General features: G+C 43.9%; 18 protein-coding genes. All 18 read right to left on the bottom strand.

What is annotated here, in order from left to right:
• Window positions 1-79 precede the first annotated feature (79 nt).
• Window positions 80-571 (bottom strand): pyridoxamine 5'-phosphate oxidase family protein, encoded by a 492-nt coding sequence (locus IGJ01_RS08545; RefSeq protein ID WP_005235973.1) that lies wholly within the window; start codon window positions 569-571, stop codon window positions 80-82.
• Window positions 571-1,488 carry a helix-turn-helix domain-containing protein gene (locus IGJ01_RS08540; protein ID WP_005235975.1) on the bottom strand — a complete coding sequence of 306 codons (918 nt, stop codon included), beginning with the start codon at window positions 1,486-1,488 and terminating at the stop codon, window positions 571-573. Before IGJ01_RS08540 ends, IGJ01_RS08545 begins: the two co-directional genes overlap by 1 nt.
• A gap of 323 nt (window positions 1,489-1,811) precedes the next feature.
• Window positions 1,812-2,489, bottom strand: coding sequence for a carbonic anhydrase family protein (locus IGJ01_RS08535; RefSeq protein WP_016620153.1), 678 nt, complete (start codon window positions 2,487-2,489; stop codon window positions 1,812-1,814).
• 157 nt (window positions 2,490-2,646) lie between these two features.
• Window positions 2,647-3,282, bottom strand: coding sequence for an orotate phosphoribosyltransferase (gene pyrE / locus IGJ01_RS08530; RefSeq protein ID WP_005226111.1), 636 nt, complete (start codon window positions 3,280-3,282; stop codon window positions 2,647-2,649).
• The gene (pyrF, locus tag IGJ01_RS08525) at window positions 3,279-3,998 is read right to left on the bottom strand and encodes an orotidine-5'-phosphate decarboxylase (RefSeq protein WP_005235979.1); all 720 of its coding nucleotides are present in this window, start codon (window positions 3,996-3,998) and stop codon (window positions 3,279-3,281) included. Before pyrF ends, pyrE begins: the two co-directional genes overlap by 4 nt.
• Window positions 3,998-4,921, bottom strand: a complete 924-nt coding sequence (locus tag IGJ01_RS08520; RefSeq protein WP_086316119.1) for a dihydroorotate dehydrogenase — start codon at window positions 4,919-4,921, stop codon at window positions 3,998-4,000. The genes pyrF and IGJ01_RS08520 overlap by 1 nt, the downstream gene beginning before the upstream one ends.
• Entirely contained in the window at window positions 4,921-5,697 is a 777-nt protein-coding gene (locus tag IGJ01_RS08515; RefSeq protein ID WP_008379873.1) for a dihydroorotate dehydrogenase electron transfer subunit, read from the bottom strand. The genes IGJ01_RS08520 and IGJ01_RS08515 overlap by 1 nt, the downstream gene beginning before the upstream one ends.
• A 21-nt stretch (window positions 5,698-5,718) precedes the next feature.
• Window positions 5,719-8,904 (bottom strand): carbamoyl-phosphate synthase large subunit, encoded by a 3,186-nt coding sequence (gene carB / locus IGJ01_RS08510; protein ID WP_086316118.1) that lies wholly within the window; start codon window positions 8,902-8,904, stop codon window positions 5,719-5,721.
• Window position 8,905: 1 nt separating this feature from the next.
• Entirely contained in the window at window positions 8,906-9,985 is a 1,080-nt protein-coding gene (locus IGJ01_RS08505) for a carbamoyl phosphate synthase small subunit (protein ID WP_005235984.1), read from the bottom strand.
• Window position 9,986: 1 nt separating this feature from the next.
• Window positions 9,987-11,270, bottom strand: coding sequence for a dihydroorotase (locus tag IGJ01_RS08500; RefSeq protein WP_430601620.1), 1,284 nt, complete (start codon window positions 11,268-11,270; stop codon window positions 9,987-9,989).
• Between the two features lie 36 nt (window positions 11,271-11,306).
• A complete protein-coding gene (locus IGJ01_RS08495) occupies window positions 11,307-12,233 on the bottom strand; it encodes an aspartate carbamoyltransferase catalytic subunit (RefSeq protein WP_005235988.1) in 927 nt (308 codons plus the stop codon).
• Between the two features lie 47 nt (window positions 12,234-12,280).
• Window positions 12,281-13,561, bottom strand: coding sequence for a solute carrier family 23 protein (locus tag IGJ01_RS08490; RefSeq protein WP_005235990.1), 1,281 nt, complete (start codon window positions 13,559-13,561; stop codon window positions 12,281-12,283).
• 19 nt (window positions 13,562-13,580) lie between these two features.
• Window positions 13,581-14,117 (bottom strand): bifunctional pyr operon transcriptional regulator/uracil phosphoribosyltransferase PyrR, encoded by a 537-nt coding sequence (gene pyrR / locus IGJ01_RS08485; protein ID WP_005235992.1) that lies wholly within the window; start codon window positions 14,115-14,117, stop codon window positions 13,581-13,583.
• A 243-nt stretch (window positions 14,118-14,360) separates the two neighbouring features.
• A complete protein-coding gene (locus IGJ01_RS08480; RefSeq protein ID WP_061054170.1) occupies window positions 14,361-15,269 on the bottom strand; it encodes an RluA family pseudouridine synthase in 909 nt (302 codons plus the stop codon).
• Complete coding sequence (gene lspA / locus IGJ01_RS08475) at window positions 15,253-15,738, bottom strand: signal peptidase II (RefSeq protein WP_005226122.1); 486 nt, start codon at window positions 15,736-15,738, stop codon at window positions 15,253-15,255. The genes IGJ01_RS08480 and lspA overlap by 17 nt, the downstream gene beginning before the upstream one ends.
• Entirely contained in the window at window positions 15,735-16,442 is a 708-nt protein-coding gene (locus IGJ01_RS08470; protein WP_005235996.1) for a CBS domain-containing protein, read from the bottom strand. Before IGJ01_RS08470 ends, lspA begins: the two co-directional genes overlap by 4 nt.
• The gene (locus IGJ01_RS08465) at window positions 16,435-16,842 is read right to left on the bottom strand and encodes a hypothetical protein (RefSeq protein ID WP_430601619.1); all 408 of its coding nucleotides are present in this window, start codon (window positions 16,840-16,842) and stop codon (window positions 16,435-16,437) included. Before IGJ01_RS08465 ends, IGJ01_RS08470 begins: the two co-directional genes overlap by 8 nt.
• Window positions 16,843-17,070: 228 nt before the next feature.
• Window positions 17,071-18,741, bottom strand: a complete 1,671-nt coding sequence (locus IGJ01_RS08460; protein WP_430601618.1) for a formate--tetrahydrofolate ligase — start codon at window positions 18,739-18,741, stop codon at window positions 17,071-17,073.
• Between the last annotated feature and the right edge of the window lie 25 nt (window positions 18,742-18,766).

The following is an 18,766-nucleotide window of genomic DNA, read 5'->3' as shown; positions in this document are numbered from 1 at the left end:
AGAATTTAGCCATCGACGTATCTGCTAGATCCGATAGAATGGCATTCGAAAATCACCGTGAGAAAGTAGCTTCTGCTAGCTAATAAATTCCACCATCCTCCATAGTGACTTTCTTCTCGAAATCAAAATGATACAGCTTTTCCCAGTGATTGATATTCAACGTTCCTTTGGTCAAATGGATTGCTAGAAAGCAACAGCCTTTATCATTCTCATTGTTGACTTCGTCGTACCAGACAAAGGCTTTGCGAATTTTGCATCTTAATTCTGCATTTTTAGGGTCTAGCACCCAACCTAAATTCTCCCCTTGACCGACCGCAGTAAACCATTCACCGCTAACAGCAATGGAAACTGCTGGGTTCTTTTTGATTTGCTTGATTTTATTGGATTGCTCGTGTGTCGACACGTAAAAAACGCCCTCTTCATAAAAAGCATCAACTTCTCGAACGACTGGTTGTATGTGTCCCTCTACAGTTTTGTCACAAGCTGTCGTCGCAAGGGCAATCACATTGTCTTTAAAATGTCCGAATTTTTCTTCAAGCAGCTTTATTCCTTCTTCATACTGGTGGGTCATTATTCTGTTCCTCCTTGCATCTTAATTCTTTTTTTAAAAGGAATCCATAATTCGACATGAACCACATGATTTTCCCCTTTTCGATAAAGCTCAGGAAAAAAATTCTCAGCAATCCAGCCATTTTTCTTGAGCCAAAAACGGGTATAACGCATCGCCTTTCCCATATTGATGATCAGTTGCTCTGAGACCGTATCAAAACTGCAAACAATATACTCACGTTCTGGTAAAGTCCATTCAGTGCAGTTGAGAAATTGCGAACCATCAGATATTTGACCAACAAAATAACTTGAATAGCCTTCAGGCGCATCTCCCGGAAATGAAACACCGATCAGGCAATGATCGGTGCGAGGCTGATTGGCAGTCTTTTGATAAAAATCATGCCAAATATCATCAATCGGATCAATCCCTGTTCGTTGGCCCAGCATTTTTCCATACTTAAATGGATAGTAACCAACAACGCCACAAAAAACCAGCGGTTGCTGATTTCGCTTCTTCTGAATCTCCAAAACGACTCCTTCGCTGATCAATGGATTGCCTTCTTCTGTGACAATATACCCTAAAGATAGATCCGGCTTATCAAAATTTTGCAAGCCGATCGGCGCTTTTTGGTAAAGAGAAGGTGAAAGTCCATAAACGGTCTTAAAGGTTCTTGAAAATACTGCATGGCTGCTAAAACCAACCTCAAAAGCGACCTCAATGACTCGACTTTTTCTGTCTTTTAATAAAACAGCGGCTCTGGCCAGACGACGCAGTTTTATATATTCCCTAACAGAAATTTTAACTAAGCGAGTAAATAAGCGTTGATAATAAAATACAGAAAGTGATGCGACTTGTGCTAACGTTTCGATCTCTAGCGACTCAGCAAGATTGTCTTCGATAAAATCGATGGATTTTTGGATTGCTTCCCATGCATGCATATGGATTTCCTTTCTTTCACTATAAAATACTCAGCCAAAAAAGCTTTACCGTGTCTGCTCTTTTTCCAAAAAAAACTATATTTGTATTTATTTTCACAATGCATTAACCGCCGAGAATCAGCTTATTTAATATTTTAGCATAGCCTTCATGGTCCTAGAATATAAAAATAAAAAAAGACGAAGAGTTTTCGTCTTTTTCTAGTCAATGAGATTCTAAAAATTCTAACATCATTTTTATAGATTACCCTTACGAAGTGGTTTCTATACTGCCCATCAAATGAAGTCAGTGATAAACACTACGTAAAAGGATCTATTTTTATAAATTAATAGAAATAAATAGGCCGATCTTTGCGGTCTTGTAATGGGCGATTATTGTTTTCTAACACTTCTTCCCGGAATTCCAAAATGAAGCGGCGGCTCATCTCCCCGATCCAGTCAAAGACGAACCAATTGATTGGCCCTTTGGTTGGCGGTGTCGTCAACGAACCCACATAATGGAAATGGTGGGTGCGTTCTGGTAAGAACATAGTCGGATCAAACCATTGCGTATGGTTTTCAAAGTCCCAGATGCTGTCGTCTTGCTGATTGCAGATCCAGTTGAGCTTATCCGTCAATTTGAATAAGATGCCCACAACCAAGTTTTCTCCGTCCTCATTCATATGGACGAGATGAAACTCTAATTCTTGCTGTTCATCATCGATAATATGTTCAGACGGCATGTGGAAATGAATATCCGTCAAATAGTAGTTGATCCCTTTAAATGTGACATAACTTTCTTTGTTATATGGAACGAAGTGAATCGTATTTTTGAATTCTTTTTCCGTGAACCGCTCTCGTTTATAGTGAAAAGCCAAGTCCTGATCGATAGGTTCTTCGGTTTCATCGTGAACTAAAGCAATTGGGGATTGGTAAGGAAATTCGGCGCCTTGTGCATACCAATCGCACAAAGTGTGCCAATGTTCAGGTCCATTGTCTCCGGAATAACTCCAGGGAACATCCATATTTCTTTTCAAAAAAACAGCCTCCTAATTCAAGTTGACAGCAAGGAATAGCCCTTCCTATCAAAAAAACTTTCTCCCAATGCTATCAGAAAATAGGTAAAAATAAAACGAATATGCTTGGTCATTCCCTCACATATCCGTTTCTTATTTCAATTCCTTATTCACTCAACCAAGCAGCAGGATCTTTTCGCCACTCTTGTAACAGGGCAACATCAGACTCTTGAATAGCACCCGTTTCTAAAGCCGACTCGATCAACGCTGTATAGTTTGTCAAAGTCACATAGGATAGACCTGCTTGGTCAAAATTCTCTTGGACTTGAGGCAGCTCGTAAGTAAAGATCGCAGCGACGCCTAATACGTCGGCTCCTTCTCTTTTGGCTGCTTCACAAGCTTCTAAGACACTGCCACCTGTTGACAATAAATCTTCAATGACGACCATTTTTTGATTTGGCTGAATACGACCTTCAATTTGATTGCCTTTGCCATGTTCTTTTGCTTTGCTGCGAATATAAACCATTGGCAAATCTAACAATTCAGCGACCCAAGCAGCATGGGGAATCCCGGCTGTTGCGGTCCCTGCAATCACTTCTGCTTCGGGATAAGTCGTTTTGATGACTGCAGCTAAGCCTTTCGCAATGGCGCGACGTACATGAGGATAACTCATAGTGATTCGATTGTCGCAGTAAATAGGGCTTTTGATGCCGCTTGCCCAAGTAAATGGTTCATTCGGTCGTAAAAAAATCGCCTCGATGTCTAAAAGATCTTTGGCAATTTGATTGGATTGTTCTTTCATTGGCTAGCTTCCTTCCATTCTTGTTTTATTTGCAGATAACTTTCATACGGTGTCTTAGACTGGGTGATTGGACGTCCCACAACGATCATGGTAGCCCCCGCATTGCGAGCTTGTGCAGGTGTCATGATCCGTTTTTGATCGCCAACTTCACTGCCAGCTGGTCGGATACCAGGCGTCAAGCGTATGAAGGCATCGGTTGTTCTTTGCTTGATCTGTTTTGCTTCGTGTGCGGAGCAAACAACACCGTCTAATCCAGCTTTTTGGGCACAAGTGGCGTAATGGATAACACTTTCTTGCAGTGACGTCATGATCTGCTGATCATGATGCATTTGTGCCTCACTAGTGGAGGTCAATTGGGTAACTGCAATCAAATCAGGGACTTTGTGTCCTGCGGGGGTTCCTTGTTGCAGACCTTTTTTAGCAGCAGTCATCATTTCAATCCCGCCGGCTGCATGAACATTCGTCAAAGCAACACCTAAAGAAGCTAAGCGCTCCATTGCTCGTCCAACAGTATTAGGGATATCATGTAATTTTAAATCTAAAAAAATATCATGGCCAAAGGATTTCAACCAAGTGACGATCGCTGGTCCTTCTTGGTAGAAAATCTCCATTCCAACTTTTACAAATAATTTTTCTTCCACAGGAAATTGCGCTAAAAATGTTTCAATAGCCTGTTTGTTGGGGAAATCTAAGGCAATAATTGGTCGTTCACTCATCACACGTGCTCCTCTCTCACTTCTTTTATCAACTGTTCCAAAGAAGTGATCCCTAATTCTGCCATTCGGATAGGCAATTCTTCAATCAATTTTGGGCAAATGTAAGGATCGGTAAAGTTTGCGGTTCCTACTGCAACTGCACTTACACCTGCCAGATACATTTCAAGTACATCATCCACCGACATCACGCCCCCCATGCCAATAATTGGTAATTGAGAAACTTGCGCCACTTGTTTGATCAGGCGGATCGCCACTGGTTTGATTGATGGACCAGACAAGCCCCCGGTTTGGTTGGCTAAAATCGGTTTTCGTGTTTTTAAATCGATCCGCATGCCCAAAAGCGTATTGATCATCGTAAACCCGTCGGCGCCGCCTACTTCGATCGCTTTCGCAATTGGGACAATATCCGTCACATTCGGCGAAAGTTTGACATAGATCGGCACTTGCGAGACTTTTTTGACCGCTTCAGTCAATGCACCAGCAACCGCAGGATCGGTTCCGAAAGTGATACCGCCATGTTTGACGTTAGGGCAAGAGATATTCAATTCGATCGCTTTGACATTTTCTGCCTGACTGATTTCCTGACACACAAGAACGTAATCTTCGACGGTCGAACCAGCAACGTTTGCAATGATCGGTAACTCTGGATGTTTTTGAGCTAAGTCCGGCAATATTTGATTCATGACCGTTTCTAACCCAGGATTTTGCAACCCGATGGCATTTAACATACCACTAGGCGTTTCCGCTACCCTTGGGGTTGGATTGCCGAAACGTGGTTCAGGTGTGGTCGCTTTGATCATCACCGCACCTAATTGACTGATGTCATAATATTTATCATATTCTGCACCAAACCCAAAACAGCCGCTGGCTGGCATGATCGGATTTTTTAGACTCAATCCGGGTAGCTCGACGTTGATCGACATTAAATGACCACCTTTCTCGCCTGAAATACAGGCCCTTCGTCACAAACTTTGACACTTTTGGTACCTTGTTCGTCATCTTTCGTATGGCAAACACAGGCATAACAGGCACCCATCCCGCAAGCCATTCGCGCTTCCATGGATAATTGAACATCTGAAAGGTCTTCGAAAAGCTGGGCGGTGGTTTTTAAAAGACCGTTATTTCCGCAGGCAAAGACTGCCGCAGGTGTTTGCTCTGCAGCTAATAACAGGTTGCCAACATTTCCTTGTAAACCAGCGCTGCCATCATCGGTAGCGATCCTCGTATCTCCCAGTGCGCGAAATTCCTCTTCATAATACATGACGTCTTTGCTGGCAAAGCCCAAAAAGTGAATGACGTGGATCCCTTGTTGCGTCAGACGTTTCGATAGTTCGTAGAGCGGCGGTACACCGATACCGCCACCTACGATAAATGCAGTGTCCCCTTGGTTTAAATGATGATAGCGAAACCCATTTCCTAAAGGCCCCATCACATCGATTGGATCCCCAACGGTCATTTCTGAAAAAATTCGTGTGCCATCTCCTTCGACCCGGTAAATGATTCGGCATTCTTTTTTCTCAGCATCGATATGATTGATACTGATCGGTCGGCGAAGAAGAAAGGCATTTTGAGGAACCCGCAGGTGCAGAAACTGCCCTGGGGTCCTCATCTCATTGACTAATTCACCAGTCAATGTCATTTCAAAAATCCGTGGTGCCAGTTGACGCTGTTTGCTGATGGTCATGATTTCTTGCTTCATCAAAAAACTCCTTTATCTGCGTTAAATTGCTTTTGTTGAAAAACTGCGGGATTCCATCACTTTTAGAATTGCATCCGCTGTATCAAGAGAAGTAAAGGTCGGTACACCATGCTCCACTGCTTCTCGGCGAATGATAAATCCGTCTTCCGTTGCATTTTGGCGATCTTTGTCCATGGTATTGACTACTACTTGGGTCGTTCCTTTACGGATCAAATCAACAACCGTTTCTTCTGCTTGTTGATCAGAGATTTTAGCAACTCGTGTCACTTGCAGGCCTTTTTCTTCAAAGTAATCAGCGGTTCCATTGGTAGCCATTAAGGTGAAGCCGACCTCTACGAAACGCGCCGCCAGTGCTGCTGCCTCTTCTTTGCTTTCGTCTGCAACGGTGAAAAGTGCTTTTCCAAATTCAGGAATATGCAGGCCTGATGCCTCAAAAGCTTTATAAAGTGCTTTTGCCAAATCTTTATCTGATCCCATTACTTCACCCGTTGATTTCATTTCAGGGCCTAAGTAAGTATCGACTTTTAAAAGTTTTGTAAAGGAGAAGACAGGTGCTTTGATGTGTACTTCATTTGGTGTTGGAGCAAGTCCGTCTTGATAACCTAACGCTGTGATCTCTTCCCCGAGAATCGCCTTCGTGGCAATTTGTGCCATTGGGATCTCTGTTACCTTGCTTAAAAATGGCACGGTTCGGCTAGCACGAGGATTTACTTCAATGACATACACTTTGTTCTCATGGATGACAAATTGGATATTCATCATACCGATACAATTTAAACCTAATGCCAAGCGTTTGGTATATTCTTCGATCGTAGCAATTAGTTCATCCGAAAGATTTTGCGGTGGATAGACCGCCATTGAATCTCCTGAATGGACCCCTGCACGCTCGATATGTTCCATGATTCCAGGAATCAAAACAGTTTTGCCGTCACAGATAGCATCGACTTCACATTCTTTACCAACCAAGTAACGATCGACCAAGACAGGATGTTCTGGTGATGCTTTCACTGCATGACGCATATAATCTTCTAAATCGGCTTGGTTTTCCACGATTTCCATCGCACGTCCCCCTAAGACATAACTTGGGCGGACTAAAACAGGATAGCCGATTTTTTGTGCGATGGCGATCGCTTCTTGTTCGTTCGTCGCCGTGTCGCCTGGTGGTTGCGGAATATCTAATGCTTGTAATGCTTGCTCAAAGAGATCGCGGTTTTCGGCACGATCAAGATCTTCAATGCTGGTGCCTAGGATTTTGACTCCGGCTTTCACCAAAGGTTCGGCTAAATTGATCGCCGTTTGCCCGCCAAATTGGACGATGACCCCAATTGGCTGTTCCAAATCGATCACATGCAAGACATCTTCTAAGGTCAACGGTTCAAAATACAGCTTGTCGGAGATAGAAAAATCAGTCGAAACCGTTTCAGGATTACTGTTCATGATGATCGCTTCATAGCCAGCAGCTTGGATCGCTTTCACCGAGTGCACTGTTGCATAGTCGAACTCCACCCCTTGTCCGATTCGGATCGGTCCAGAACCTAGGACAAGAACAGATTCTTTTTCACTGCGCTTGCTTTCATTCTCAAACTCATAGGTGCTGTAGAAATAAGGTGTTGCTGATTCAAATTCTGCGGCACATGTATCCACCATTTTGTAGACTGGCAAAATCTTTTGCTCATGGCGCAGCGTGCGGATCTCAGCTTCCGTGGTTTCCCACAGCTCAGCGATCTTTTTATCCGTAAAGCCGTTTTGCTTGGCTTTTTTCAAAACATCAAGGGATTGTGGATCGTTTGCTAATGCTTGTTCGATCTCAAAGATGTGAAGCATTTTATCTAAGAAGAATAAATCGATTTTCGTCATTTCATTCAAATCTTCGATAGTATACCCTCTTCGGATGGCTTCCATGACGTAGAACAGGCGATCATCTTGCGCCTTGATGACCTTCTCCATCAGATCATTGTCAGAAAGAGCTTCTAGTTCTTTCATTTCGATATGATGTGTGCCGATTTCCAATGAACGAACAGCTTTCAGTAATGACTCTTCAATATTACGACCAATGGCCATCACTTCTCCAGTTGCTTTCATTTGTGTTCCTAATCGACGTTCCCCCGTTTCAAACTTGTCAAACGGCCAGCGAGGAATTTTTGCCACAACATAGTCAAGGGCGGGTTCAAATTCTGCATAGGTGGTTTCTGTGACTGGATTTTTCATTTCATCCAATGTTAAACCGACGGCAATTTTCGCTGCCAGTTTGGCAATTGGATAACCTGTTGCTTTACTTGCTAGTGCAGAGGAACGAGAAACCCTCGGATTTACTTCAATCACATAGTAATTAAAGCTATGTGGATCAAGTGCCAACTGAACATTACAACCACCTTCTATTTTTAATGCGCGAATAATTTTTAATGACGCATCTCGCAACATTTGGTATTCATGGTCTGACAGTGTTTGACTAGGGGCAAAGACGATGGAATCGCCGGTGTGGATGCCGACTGGATCGAAGTTTTCCATATTACAAACAACGATCGCGTTGTCTGCAGAATCCCGCATCACTTCATATTCGATCTCTTTAAACCCTGCAATACTACGTTCAATCAAGCATTGGGTCACGGGCGAGAGCTTCAAGCCGTTTTCAGCGATTTGGCGCAGCTCTTCTTCATTGTTACACATGCCACCGCCCGTTCCTCCTAGCGTAAATGCTGGACGAACAATGATTGGAAAGCCGATTTTTTTCGCAAATTCAACTGCTGCTTCCACCGTTGATACGATTTCGGATTCTGGGATCGGTTGATCCAATTCTTCCATTAATTGTTTGAATAAATCTCGATCTTCTGCCTGATCGATTGCCGCTAATTTGGTTCCTAGCAACTCAATTCCTAATTCATCCAAAATACCTGAGTTGGCTAATTCCATCGCCATATTCAAGCCCGTTTGTCCGCCTAATGTCGGTAAAATTGCATCAGGCTGTTCTTTACGTAAAATCCGTGAGACAAACTCAAATGTGATTGGTTCAATGTAGACTTTGTCAGCAATTTCTTTGTCCGTCATGATCGTTGCGGGATTCGAATTGACTAACACCACTTCGTAGCCTTCTTCTCGTAAAGCTAAACAAGCTTGTGTACCGGCATAATCAAATTCTGCCGCTTGTCCTATAATAATCGGTCCAGAACCGATTACCATGATTTTCTTGATATCTGTACGTTTTGGCATATTAGTTCTGCTCCTTCCATGCATCGATCATCTCTAAAAATTCGTCAAATAAGTGGACCGCATCATGCGGGCCCGGTGCCGCATCTGGGTGGTATTGGACACTGAATGCTGGGTATCGGCGATGACGAACCCCTTCGATCGTGCCATCGTTCACTTCGACGTGTGTCACCATTAGTTTTTCAGGATCGATGGATGCTTCATCCACAGCAAAGCCATGGTTTTGTGAGGTAAAATCGATCCGACCAGTGGCGATCTCTCTTACCGGATGGTTCAATCCGCGGTGACCGAACTTCATTTTATAGGTATCTGCCCCATTCGCTAATGAGAAGAGCTGATGGCCTAAACAAATCCCGAAGATCGGTACCTTGCCTTGAATCCCTTGTATCATTTTAATTGCTTCTGGCAAGCTTTTAGGATCACCCGGTCCATTTGTCAGCATTACACCATCTGGTGCGAGGTCTAAAATTTCTTGCGCTGTCGTATTGTATGGCAAAATCGTTAAATTGCAGTTGCGGCGTGACAACTCCCGTAAAATACTGTGCTTCAAGCCGAAGTCGATGACCACGATATTGCGACCCGTTCCAGGACTTGGATAAGGTTTTGAGGTAGAAACTTGTGCCACTTGATTGGTTGGTAAAACCGCCGCTTTTAATTGATCAAAGGCATGGTCAAAGACATCTCCTGCATCAACGATACTCGCTTTCATGGTCCCATGTTGACGGATCTTTCTTGTCAGCGCGCGTGTATCGATTCCTGCGATCCCTGGAATATTTTTGCGTTTTAAAAATTCATCTAACGTCAGCTGTTTCCGCCAATTGCTCGCTAGACGCGCGTGTTCTTTCACAACGACCCCTTTACAAGTCGGTGAAATTGATTCGTAGTCGTCTCGGTTGACGCCGTAATTTCCAACCATCGGATACGTAAACGTAATGATTTGTCCGTTAAAGCTTTGATCCGTAATGGCTTCTTGATAGCCCGTCATGCTGGTGGTAAAAACAATCTCACCAAAAACATTGATACTGGCACCAAAGCCTTCGCCTTCAAAGTATGTTCCATCTTCTAAAATAAGCCAACGTTTCATATTATTGCCCACCTTTTTGCCATACTAATTTTCCATTTACAAATGTATAACTTGTATCCCCATATAACGTCCATCCACCGAAAGGCGTATTGACTCCTTTTGATAGAAATTGCTTAGGATCCACGTTATAAGCTGATTCTAAGTCAAAAATCGCGAGATCGGCTTTGTCTCCGACCATCATCGTTCCGGCGCTTAGACCAAAGATTGATGCTGGTTTCACGGTCATCCAATCCACTAGTTGCTGCAAGGTAAAGCGTCCTGTTTTGACAAAATGAGTGTACAACAATTGGAAGGCATATTCTGATCCGACGATGCCAAATGGTGCTTTTAAAAAGCTTTGCATTTTTTCTTCATAGCCATGTGGGGCATGATCCGTCGCGATACAATCGATCGTGCCATCCAGCAGACCTTCGATCAACGCTTCACGGTCTTCTTGCCCACGTAACGGTGGGTTCATTTTCCAAAAGCCTTCATCGGCAGGAATATCTTCATCGATTAGAAGCAAATGATGAGGAGAAACTTCAGCTGTCACATGGATACCAGCTTTTTTGGCATCTCGGATCACTCGAACACTTTCTTTGGTCGAGACATGGCAGACATGGTAATGAGCACCTGTTGCTTCCGCCAAAAGTACATCACGAGCGATTTGAGAAGCTTCCGTTACACTCAAGATCCCCGGTAGTCCAAGTTCTTCTGCTTTTTTACCAGCATGCATCACGCCGCCAAAGAGTAAGGAGTCATCTTCTGTATGGGCAACCAAGGCCAAGTCATTTTCGGCTGCTTGCTTCATTGCCAGATACATTGTGCCAGCAGTCTGAACACCCACGCCATCGTTCGTCAAGGCGAAAGCGCCAGCAGCTTTCATTCCAGCTGCATCCGTCAACGTTTCACTGCGTAAGTTTTCTGTGATCGGGGCGTATTGTAAGACATTGATTGACGCATCTGCGTTGATTTTTTCGTAAACAGCTGTTAATTTTTCCGGTGTATCGGGAACTGGGTCAAGGTTTGGCATTGCGCAAACTGTCGTGAACCCACCGCGAGCTGCTGCCATGCTGCCCGTTTCAATTGTTTCTTTGTACTCAAAGCCTGGTTCTCTGAAGTGTACATGAACATCCACTAAACCTGGCGTGATCAATTGCTCTTTGGCATCGATGACTTCGTCAAAATCTGTTTCGGGAAATGCTGTACCGATCCCGCGAATGATTCCTTCTTCGATCCAAATTGCTGCAGGAACACAGTGATTGTCTTTTTTGATGATTTTACCGTTTTTAATGAGTGTTTTCATGTAAACTTCCTCCTCTAATTCTTTCCTTTTTGCCTGTTAGGCCTTACCGTTCAACACCGCTTCAAGAATCGCCATTCGAACAAAGACGCCATTGGACATCTGTGTGATGATTCGTGAGCGTAAGCTTTCAACTAGCGCATCAGCCAATTCCACATCGCGATTGACCGGCGCTGGGTGCATTATGATCGCATGCTCTTTCATTCTTGCGGCCCGTTCGACGGTCAACCCGTGATTTTTTAAGTATTCTTCTTTGGAAAAGCTTTCCGTTCCATCATGGCGCTCGTGCTGGACACGAAGCATCATCATAACATCGACTTCTGCAACCAATTCGTCTAATGGTAGCCAATGACCGTATACTTCAAATTCTTCGTCATACCATTCCTTTGGACCTGAGAAGAAGACTTTCGCTCCGAGACGCTTCAACATTTGCATGTTTGATTTTGCGACCCGTGAGTGGGTGATATCACCTACGATTGCGACTTTCAAGTCGTCAAAATGCCCAAACTCTTCATAGATCGTCATCAAATCTAGCAAGCATTGCGTTGGGTGTTGGCCGCTGCCGTCCCCGCCATTGATGATACTGCACTGGATCGTTTTGCTTTGGATCAAAGCGTCGTAGTAATTTTCATCGCCGTGGCGAATGACCGCAACGTCTACACCTAAAGCTGACATCGTCAAGACCGTGTCATACAAGGTCTCGCCTTTTTGAACAGAGCTGGTGGAGGCTTCAAATTCGATGACTTCGATCCCTAGTTTTTTCTCAGCAACATCGAAGCTTTTGTGGGTTCTGGTACTGTTCTCAAAAAAGAGATTTGTTGCGAAATATTGTTCTTTTTGGGGCATCCATTTCGCCCCTCTTTTGAATTCTTGTCCTCTGCGGATGAGTCCCATCACTTCACGGTCCGTCAATGCTTCTACCGTCAAAAGATGCTTTAAGCTGATTCTTTCGGATTGAATAATCATGAATGAATTCCTCCTTTGATTCTGTTTAAACGATGAGTTGGCACAAGTTATTTTTCTTCGCTGCGAGAGCTGTCAGGTAAAATAAGATTCAAGAAGATTCCTAGGACAGTTGCTAACGCCATTGCGGATAATGTGAAGGTACCGACCGTGAATACAAGACCGCCGATTCCTACCACAAGGATCACTGACGCAATGATCAAATTCTTCTTACGATCAAAATCGATTTTGTTGTCGATCAAAATTTTCAACCCGCTGGCAGCGATGACACCAAAGAGCAGGAAGCTGATCCCTGAGATGACTGGACCAGGAATACTTAAGATCAATGCGCTTAGTTTTCCAACGAAGCCTAGTACGATGGCTAGAACTGCTGCACCACCGATGACGAACACACTGTGGACCCGTGTAATTGCTAAAACCCCAATGTTTTCTCCGTAACTTGTCACTGGGGGGCCCCCAACGAGACCGGCTGCAATTTGAGCAAACCCATCGCCCAATAGTGTTCGGTTCAAGCCTGGCTCTTCAAAAAAGTTCCGCTTCGTTAATTTGTTCAAGACCATCAGATGACCGATGTGTTCGGTCATGGTAACAAAAGCGATCGGCGCCATCGTAGTGATTGCATTCAGATACAGTTTTGGTTCATAGTTAATGAAGGGAATCTCGAAGCTTGGCATGCCAAACCAGTTGGCGTCAATGATGGGCTGCACATCGACGATCCCCGCTGCTAAGGCGATCAAGTATCCGCCCACGATCCCCAGAAGGATCGGGATCAATCCTAAAAACCCTCGCAGAAACATATTGAAGAAAATCGTTAATCCTAAGGTAGCCAAAGCTACCAGAATGTACTTGAAATCGTAGACTGAGTCATTGTACATTGCATTCTGGGCGGCGTTAGCGGCTAACCCTAATCCAATCACCATAATCACAGGACCGACAATGATCGGTGGTAAAATTTTATCCAACCAAGCTGCACCGGCACGTTTAATGATCATCGAAACGATCACGTAAACCAACCCAGTCGTGATGGCGCCTTGTGCGATAGCTGGGTAGCCATCAGATTTCATCAGCATCTGCATCGCTGCGATAAACGCAAAGCTGCTGCCTAGATACGCAGGAATCTTCCCTTTCGTTGTGACCAAGTAAACCAATGTTCCAATACCTGAACTAACTAAAGCGATGCTGGGGTTGATCCCAACGAGGATCGGAACTAATACTGTTGCCCCAAACATCGTGAAAAGATGTTGTAAGCTTAGACCTAACCAAGGCAGTGCTTTGGGCCGATCTTTGATGTCTAAAACTGCGTCTGGATTACGAAATTCTTGCTTCTGCATGTTGCTGTCACTCTTCTTCCTAGTCGTTTTCTTTATTGATCATGATCCGGTCAGAACCATCTGATTCTTCCATCTCCACGATAATTTCTTCACTTAAAGCAGTTGGAATATTTTTCCCAACGAAATCTGCCCGAATCGGCAGTTCACGATGACCGCGGTCAACTAGAACGGCGAGTGAGATTCGCTTTGGTCGACCAATATCCATGATGGCATCCAAAGCTGCCCGAATCGTCCGTCCTGTAAACAAGACATCATCGATCAAGATGACTTCTTTGCCATCAATGGCAGTCGGGATGTCTGATGAATGGATCTCTGGATCATCTTCTGCCTTTTTGTCATCTCGGTACAAGGTGATGTCCAATTCACCGACAGGTACTTCTACGCCTTCTAGTTGTTTTAAACGTTCTGCTATTCGTTGAGCGATATAGATGCCTCTTGTCTTGATTCCTACCAGCACCAAGTTATCAATGCCGCGATTTCTTTCAATAATTTCATAGGTGATCCGCGTTAACGCTCGTTTCATTGTTACTGCATCTACTACTTCTTTCGCTGCCATATGTTATTCCCTCCTAATTTTGAACATAAAAAAACTCCTACCTGCTTGAGGTAGGAGTCATGTTTTCCGATCGTTACCTAAAATCCCATTCTGTGGATTTTGGGTACACGTTATCATCTAGTAAGGGTTCGAATCTCCAACGCGGGAGTCGTCTGCTTACTCATTCCTTCTTAGCCTCACGGGACTACATTTAAAGGAGCTATTTAGTTGTTACAATTACTATACAGTTCTCACACAAAAAAATCAATCATTTTTCCGCAATTTTTTTAACGTGTCCGCGAACAGCTCTGGTAATGGGGCTTCAAAGACCATTGACTCACCCGTAGCGGGATGTGCGAAACCTAAAAGCTTGGCGTGTAAAAACTGGCCGTTGCCTTTTAAGGTACGCTTTGGTCCGTAGATTGGGTCACCGGCTAACGGGAACCCGATATATTGCATATGCACTCTAATTTGGTGGGTTCTTCCAGTTTCCAATTGCAATTCCACCAAGGTAAATTGATCAAAGCGTTCCAACACGGTGAAATGCGTCACTGCGGGTTTGCCATTCTCGATCACGGCTTGCATTTTCCGATTGACTTTCGAGCGGCCGATCGGTGCATTGATCGTGCCTTTTTCGTGGCTGATATTGCCATGGACCAATGCCACATACTTGCGTAACGAGGTTTTGTCTTTCAATTGTTTCGCTAACGACTCATGCGCCTGATCATTTTTGGCAATCATTAACAGACCCGACGTATCTTTGTCGATTCGATGAACGATTCCTGGCCGAACAACATCATTGATCGTGGATAAATCATCCATATGGTACAATAACGCATTGACCAAGGTGCCATTTGGATGCCCAGCGGATGGATGAACCACCATCCCTTGCGGCTTGTTGATGACTGCCACATCAGCATCTTGATAGACGATCGTCAAAGGAATATTTTCTGGCTCTAAATCTACTACTTCCGGCTCTGGCACTTGGATGACCAAGTGATCGCCTGCTTTTACTTTATAATTAGCCCGAACCGTTTCACCTTCTAAAGTAACGGCATCTTCTTTCAGCCATTGTTGAACTTGTGAACGGCTATGGTCAGGCAAGCGTTCAGCCAACACTTTGTCGACCCGCCCTTTTTCTTCTTTAATGATTACTTCAATTTGCTTTTCCATTTGATTCTCCTTGTTTCCCTTTTGCTTCGTCATCTACCAGTGCATAAATAAAAATCAAGATTACCCCAAACACTAATGACATATCAGCGATATTGAAAATTGGGAAATTGATAAAATCAAGCTGGAACATGTCCACCACAAAGCCATGCTGCAAGCGATCGATGAAGTTTCCGATAGCGCCACCTAGAACAAATGCCAATCCAAAGCGAAACCACAAACTGCTTTTTTGGTAACGAAACAATAGGTAAACAACGACGGCAACCGCGATAACGGTGATGATCGCAAAAAAAGTGATTTTTCCTTCTAGAATACTCCAAGCTGCACCGGTATTCTGAAGATAGGTCAGGGACAACACATTGTCGATCAGAGAATGTGTTTCACCTAGTTGATAATTGGCAACGATCCAAATTTTCAGCCATTGATCCAAGCCAATGACAACAGCACTTAACAAAAAAAACAACGCGATCATAAATTTTCCACTCTTTCTTCTTTAAAAATATCTCGTGGACGGATGATGCCCAAGAGATTTCCATTCGGATTTTTATCCTTGGTGATCAAAACCGCCTCAAGCAGGGCATTTTTTTGAAACAATTCTTCCACTTCTACGATGGTCGTTTCAGCCGACACGAAACAATAATTTGATCGTTTCCCATCTCCTGCTAATAATTCATCTGCCGTTCTGCCTGTCAACTTGATTTCACCATGGAGGCTTTCTTTCGCTAACCAGTATCCCAGCATCCGCAAAGTGATCAAGCCCAAAAATCGACCATTATCATAGATCGGAAATTGTGAATAGCGCTTTTGGGCAACGATTTTCAATAACTCTGGTAATGGCAGGTGCTTTTCAAAACCAGTCACTCGTTTCGCAAAACGCGGCATGACTTTTTCAGGTGCCAGTAAAGAGCGTTCAATTTCTTGAATGCGATTGACGACCCATTCATTCGGTTCAGCAATGACAAAGTTTTCTCCGATTTTTTCATGTACGATGGCATTGCGCAGCTGAGCCATTTGTAATAGATCATCTTCTGCTCTTCTGACATTGATATTTTTGCTTTTTGACAAGCGACGAACCATTTCAGAAAAACCCATATTCCGTGGATTATCCAATTCGTCACGAAGCCGCTTTTCGATTCGATTAAAACTACTCAAAAATTGATCTGCACCACTAGCCATGAGGAACCTCCTTGATAAGATACGCTTTTTTCAAATAAATCAAAACAAAGACAAAATATGCCACCAAATACACCCCGACAAAAAGCAACGAGTAAAGGGAGATAGAGAATAAGCCCAATACCCCCATCATGAGAAAAAGGCTTAAATAAAAGCCGATATATAATCTTTTAAGCGTAGGATTCATCACGATCTCCAGCTTGAGCGCTGATTGGCCTTGTGGTAGCTGAAAAGGCTGACTTTCTAAAAAAAACATGCGCACACGAATCGGTGTCTGCTCAGCTAACTCTAAAAAAATCGTTTTCTGATGATTGATGGCAGCGATTCTTTTTTTCCCTTGCATGACCTCTAAGGGACTGCCCATTCCATAAAAACCAGTCCTCCTAGTTAGTTGTAGCTCCATTGACAAAGATCACCTCAATTGGTTAAGTATACTTGATTATCAAAAGAAAGAAAATAGACTTTTGCTTGCTTCCTTGATTATTATAACAAGAATCCCTACTTTTATCTTCCATCACGTCTAATGAACGAGAAAAAGACGAATGCCGCTTGCATCCGTCCTTTCAAATCATCTCTTTCCGTTTTTTCGTTTCAAATGCAGCGAATGTCTTCTTTGCTTGTGATCACTCTTTTAGAAAAGACCGATCGCTTGGCCATCAGAAGTCACGTCCATATTGATAGCCGCAGGTTTCTTCGGTAATCCAGGCATTGTCATCACGGCACCAGTCAAGGCAACGATAAAGCCAGCACCTAATTTTGGCACGAATTCGCGAATCGTTACTGTAAAGTCATCTGGTGCGCCCAATCGCTTTGGATCATCACTGAAGGAATACTGGGTTTTTGCCATACAAATCGGCAGCTGATCCCAGCCTTGCTCTTTGAAGCTTTGTAACTGCGCTTTGGCTTTTGGTGCAAACTCAACCTCAGCTCCTCCATAGATTTCCCGCACGATCAAAGAAGCTTTATCCGCTAAAGGCAAATCGTCGGTATACAAGCGATGATAGTTGGCGGGTTTTTCCTCGATTAGTTGAACCACTGCTTTTGCTAGATCCGTTCCACCGGCGCCACCTTCTGCCCAAACGGCTGTCCGTGCGATGGTGACGTCGATTTGCTGGCACAAGGTTTCGACTAATGTTCGCTCCGCTTCGGTGTCTTGTGAGAACCCATTAAGCGCAACGACAACTGGAATACCGTATTTACGCATGTTTCCAACATGACGCTTTAAATTACTGAAGCCCCGCTCTAATGCTTCTATGTTTTCTGTCCCTAAATCAGCGACAGCGACCCCACCATGCATCTTCAGTGCTCTGATCGTCGCTACCACTACGATCGCATCTGGTGCCTTTGATAAGTTCGGTGTTTTGATATCAAGAAATTTCTCTGCGCCTAAGTCAGCACCAAACCCAGCTTCGGTCACCGTGTATTCGCCTACGTGCAAAGCCGTCTCGGTTGCGATGACACTATTACACCCATGGGCGATATTCGCAAAAGGTCCGCCATGGATCAGCGCAGGGGTTCCTTCAATCGTTTGAACGAGATTCGGTTTGAGGGCATCTTTTAAAAGTAAGGCTAAAGCACCTTGGACCGCCAAATCTTTTACGTAAATTGGTTGTTTCTCAAAAGAATAACCAATTAAAATCTTTCCTAATCGCTCTTTTAAATTATCAATGCTTGTTGCCAAGCACAAAATCGCCATGATTTCACTAGCAACGGTGATGTCAAAACCGTCTTCTCGGGGAACGCCTTGTAACGGTCCCCCTAGACCGACAATCACTTGTCGTAACGCTCGATCATTCAAATCGACAACGCGTTTCCATGTGACCCGACGTCCGTCGATCCCTAATTCGTTGCCTTGTTGGATATGATTGTCGATCAACGCAGACAAGGCGTTATTGGCAGCCGTGATCGCATGCATATCACCTGTGAAATGTAAGTTGATGTCTTCCATCGGTAGAACTTGTGCTTTGCCGCCGCCGGTGGCGCCGCCTTTGATGCCCATTACTGGGCCCAATGATGGCTCACGTAAGGCGATGACGGTTTGCTTGCCGATTTGATTTAACGCATCTGCAAGTCCAATGGTCACGGTTGATTTACCTTCCCCTGCTGGCGTTGGGCTGATCGCTGTGACTAAAATGAGTTTACCCAGCGGATTGTTTGCTTTTTCGTTGATTGCTGACCATTCGATTTTTGCTTTATATTTGCCATAAAGTTCTAGGTCATCCCCTGTTAAACCAAGTGGTTCAGCAATTTCAATAATCGGTTTAGGCATTGATTCTTGTGCAATTTCGATATCTGATTTCATTTTTACCCTCAATTCACGAACTATT

This window comes from Enterococcus sp. AZ089, from assembly GCF_050547225.1.
In the GTDB taxonomy this organism is placed as follows: Bacteria; Bacillota; Bacilli; order Lactobacillales; family Enterococcaceae; genus Enterococcus_D; species Enterococcus_D entomosocium.
This window is presented reverse-complemented; position numbering and strand designations above follow the sequence as displayed.

What these genes read in the sequence shown, in the direction of transcription:
- IGJ01_RS08545 (WP_005235973.1), bottom strand. Translation starts at nt 571, where the DNA reads ATGACCCACCAGTATGAAGAAGGAATAAAGCTGCTTGAAGAAAAATTC.
- IGJ01_RS08540 (WP_005235975.1), bottom strand. Translation starts at nt 1,488, where the DNA reads ATGCATGCATGGGAAGCAATCCAAAAATCCATCGATTTTATCGAAGAC.
- IGJ01_RS08535 (WP_016620153.1), bottom strand. Translation starts at nt 2,489, where the DNA reads ATGGATGTTCCCTGGAGTTATTCCGGAGACAATGGACCTGAACATTGG.
- pyrE (WP_005226111.1), bottom strand. Translation starts at nt 3,282, where the DNA reads ATGAAAGAACAATCCAATCAAATTGCCAAAGATCTTTTAGACATCGAG.
- pyrF (WP_005235979.1), bottom strand. Translation starts at nt 3,998, where the DNA reads ATGAGTGAACGACCAATTATTGCCTTAGATTTCCCCAACAAACAGGCT.
- IGJ01_RS08520 (WP_086316119.1), bottom strand. Translation starts at nt 4,921, where the DNA reads ATGTCGATCAACGTCGAGCTACCCGGATTGAGTCTAAAAAATCCGATC.
- IGJ01_RS08515 (WP_008379873.1), bottom strand. Translation starts at nt 5,697, where the DNA reads ATGAAGCAAGAAATCATGACCATCAGCAAACAGCGTCAACTGGCACCA.
- carB (WP_086316118.1), bottom strand. Translation starts at nt 8,904, where the DNA reads ATGCCAAAACGTACAGATATCAAGAAAATCATGGTAATCGGTTCTGGA.
- IGJ01_RS08505 (WP_005235984.1), bottom strand. Translation starts at nt 9,985, where the DNA reads ATGAAACGTTGGCTTATTTTAGAAGATGGAACATACTTTGAAGGCGAA.
- IGJ01_RS08500 (WP_430601620.1), bottom strand. Translation starts at nt 11,270, where the DNA reads ATGAAAACACTCATTAAAAACGGTAAAATCATCAAAAAAGACAATCAC.
- IGJ01_RS08495 (WP_005235988.1), bottom strand. Translation starts at nt 12,233, where the DNA reads ATGATTATTCAATCCGAAAGAATCAGCTTAAAGCATCTTTTGACGGTA.
- IGJ01_RS08490 (WP_005235990.1), bottom strand. Translation starts at nt 13,561, where the DNA reads ATGCAGAAGCAAGAATTTCGTAATCCAGACGCAGTTTTAGACATCAAA.
- pyrR (WP_005235992.1), bottom strand. Translation starts at nt 14,117, where the DNA reads ATGGCAGCGAAAGAAGTAGTAGATGCAGTAACAATGAAACGAGCGTTA.
- IGJ01_RS08480 (WP_061054170.1), bottom strand. Translation starts at nt 15,269, where the DNA reads ATGGAAAAGCAAATTGAAGTAATCATTAAAGAAGAAAAAGGGCGGGTC.
- lspA (WP_005226122.1), bottom strand. Translation starts at nt 15,738, where the DNA reads ATGATCGCGTTGTTTTTTTTGTTAAGTGCTGTTGTCATTGGCTTGGAT.
- IGJ01_RS08470 (WP_005235996.1), bottom strand. Translation starts at nt 16,442, where the DNA reads ATGGCTAGTGGTGCAGATCAATTTTTGAGTAGTTTTAATCGAATCGAA.
- IGJ01_RS08465 (WP_430601619.1), bottom strand. Translation starts at nt 16,842, where the DNA reads ATGGAGCTACAACTAACTAGGAGGACTGGTTTTTATGGAATGGGCAGT.
- IGJ01_RS08460 (WP_430601618.1), bottom strand. Translation starts at nt 18,741, where the DNA reads ATGAAATCAGATATCGAAATTGCACAAGAATCAATGCCTAAACCGATT.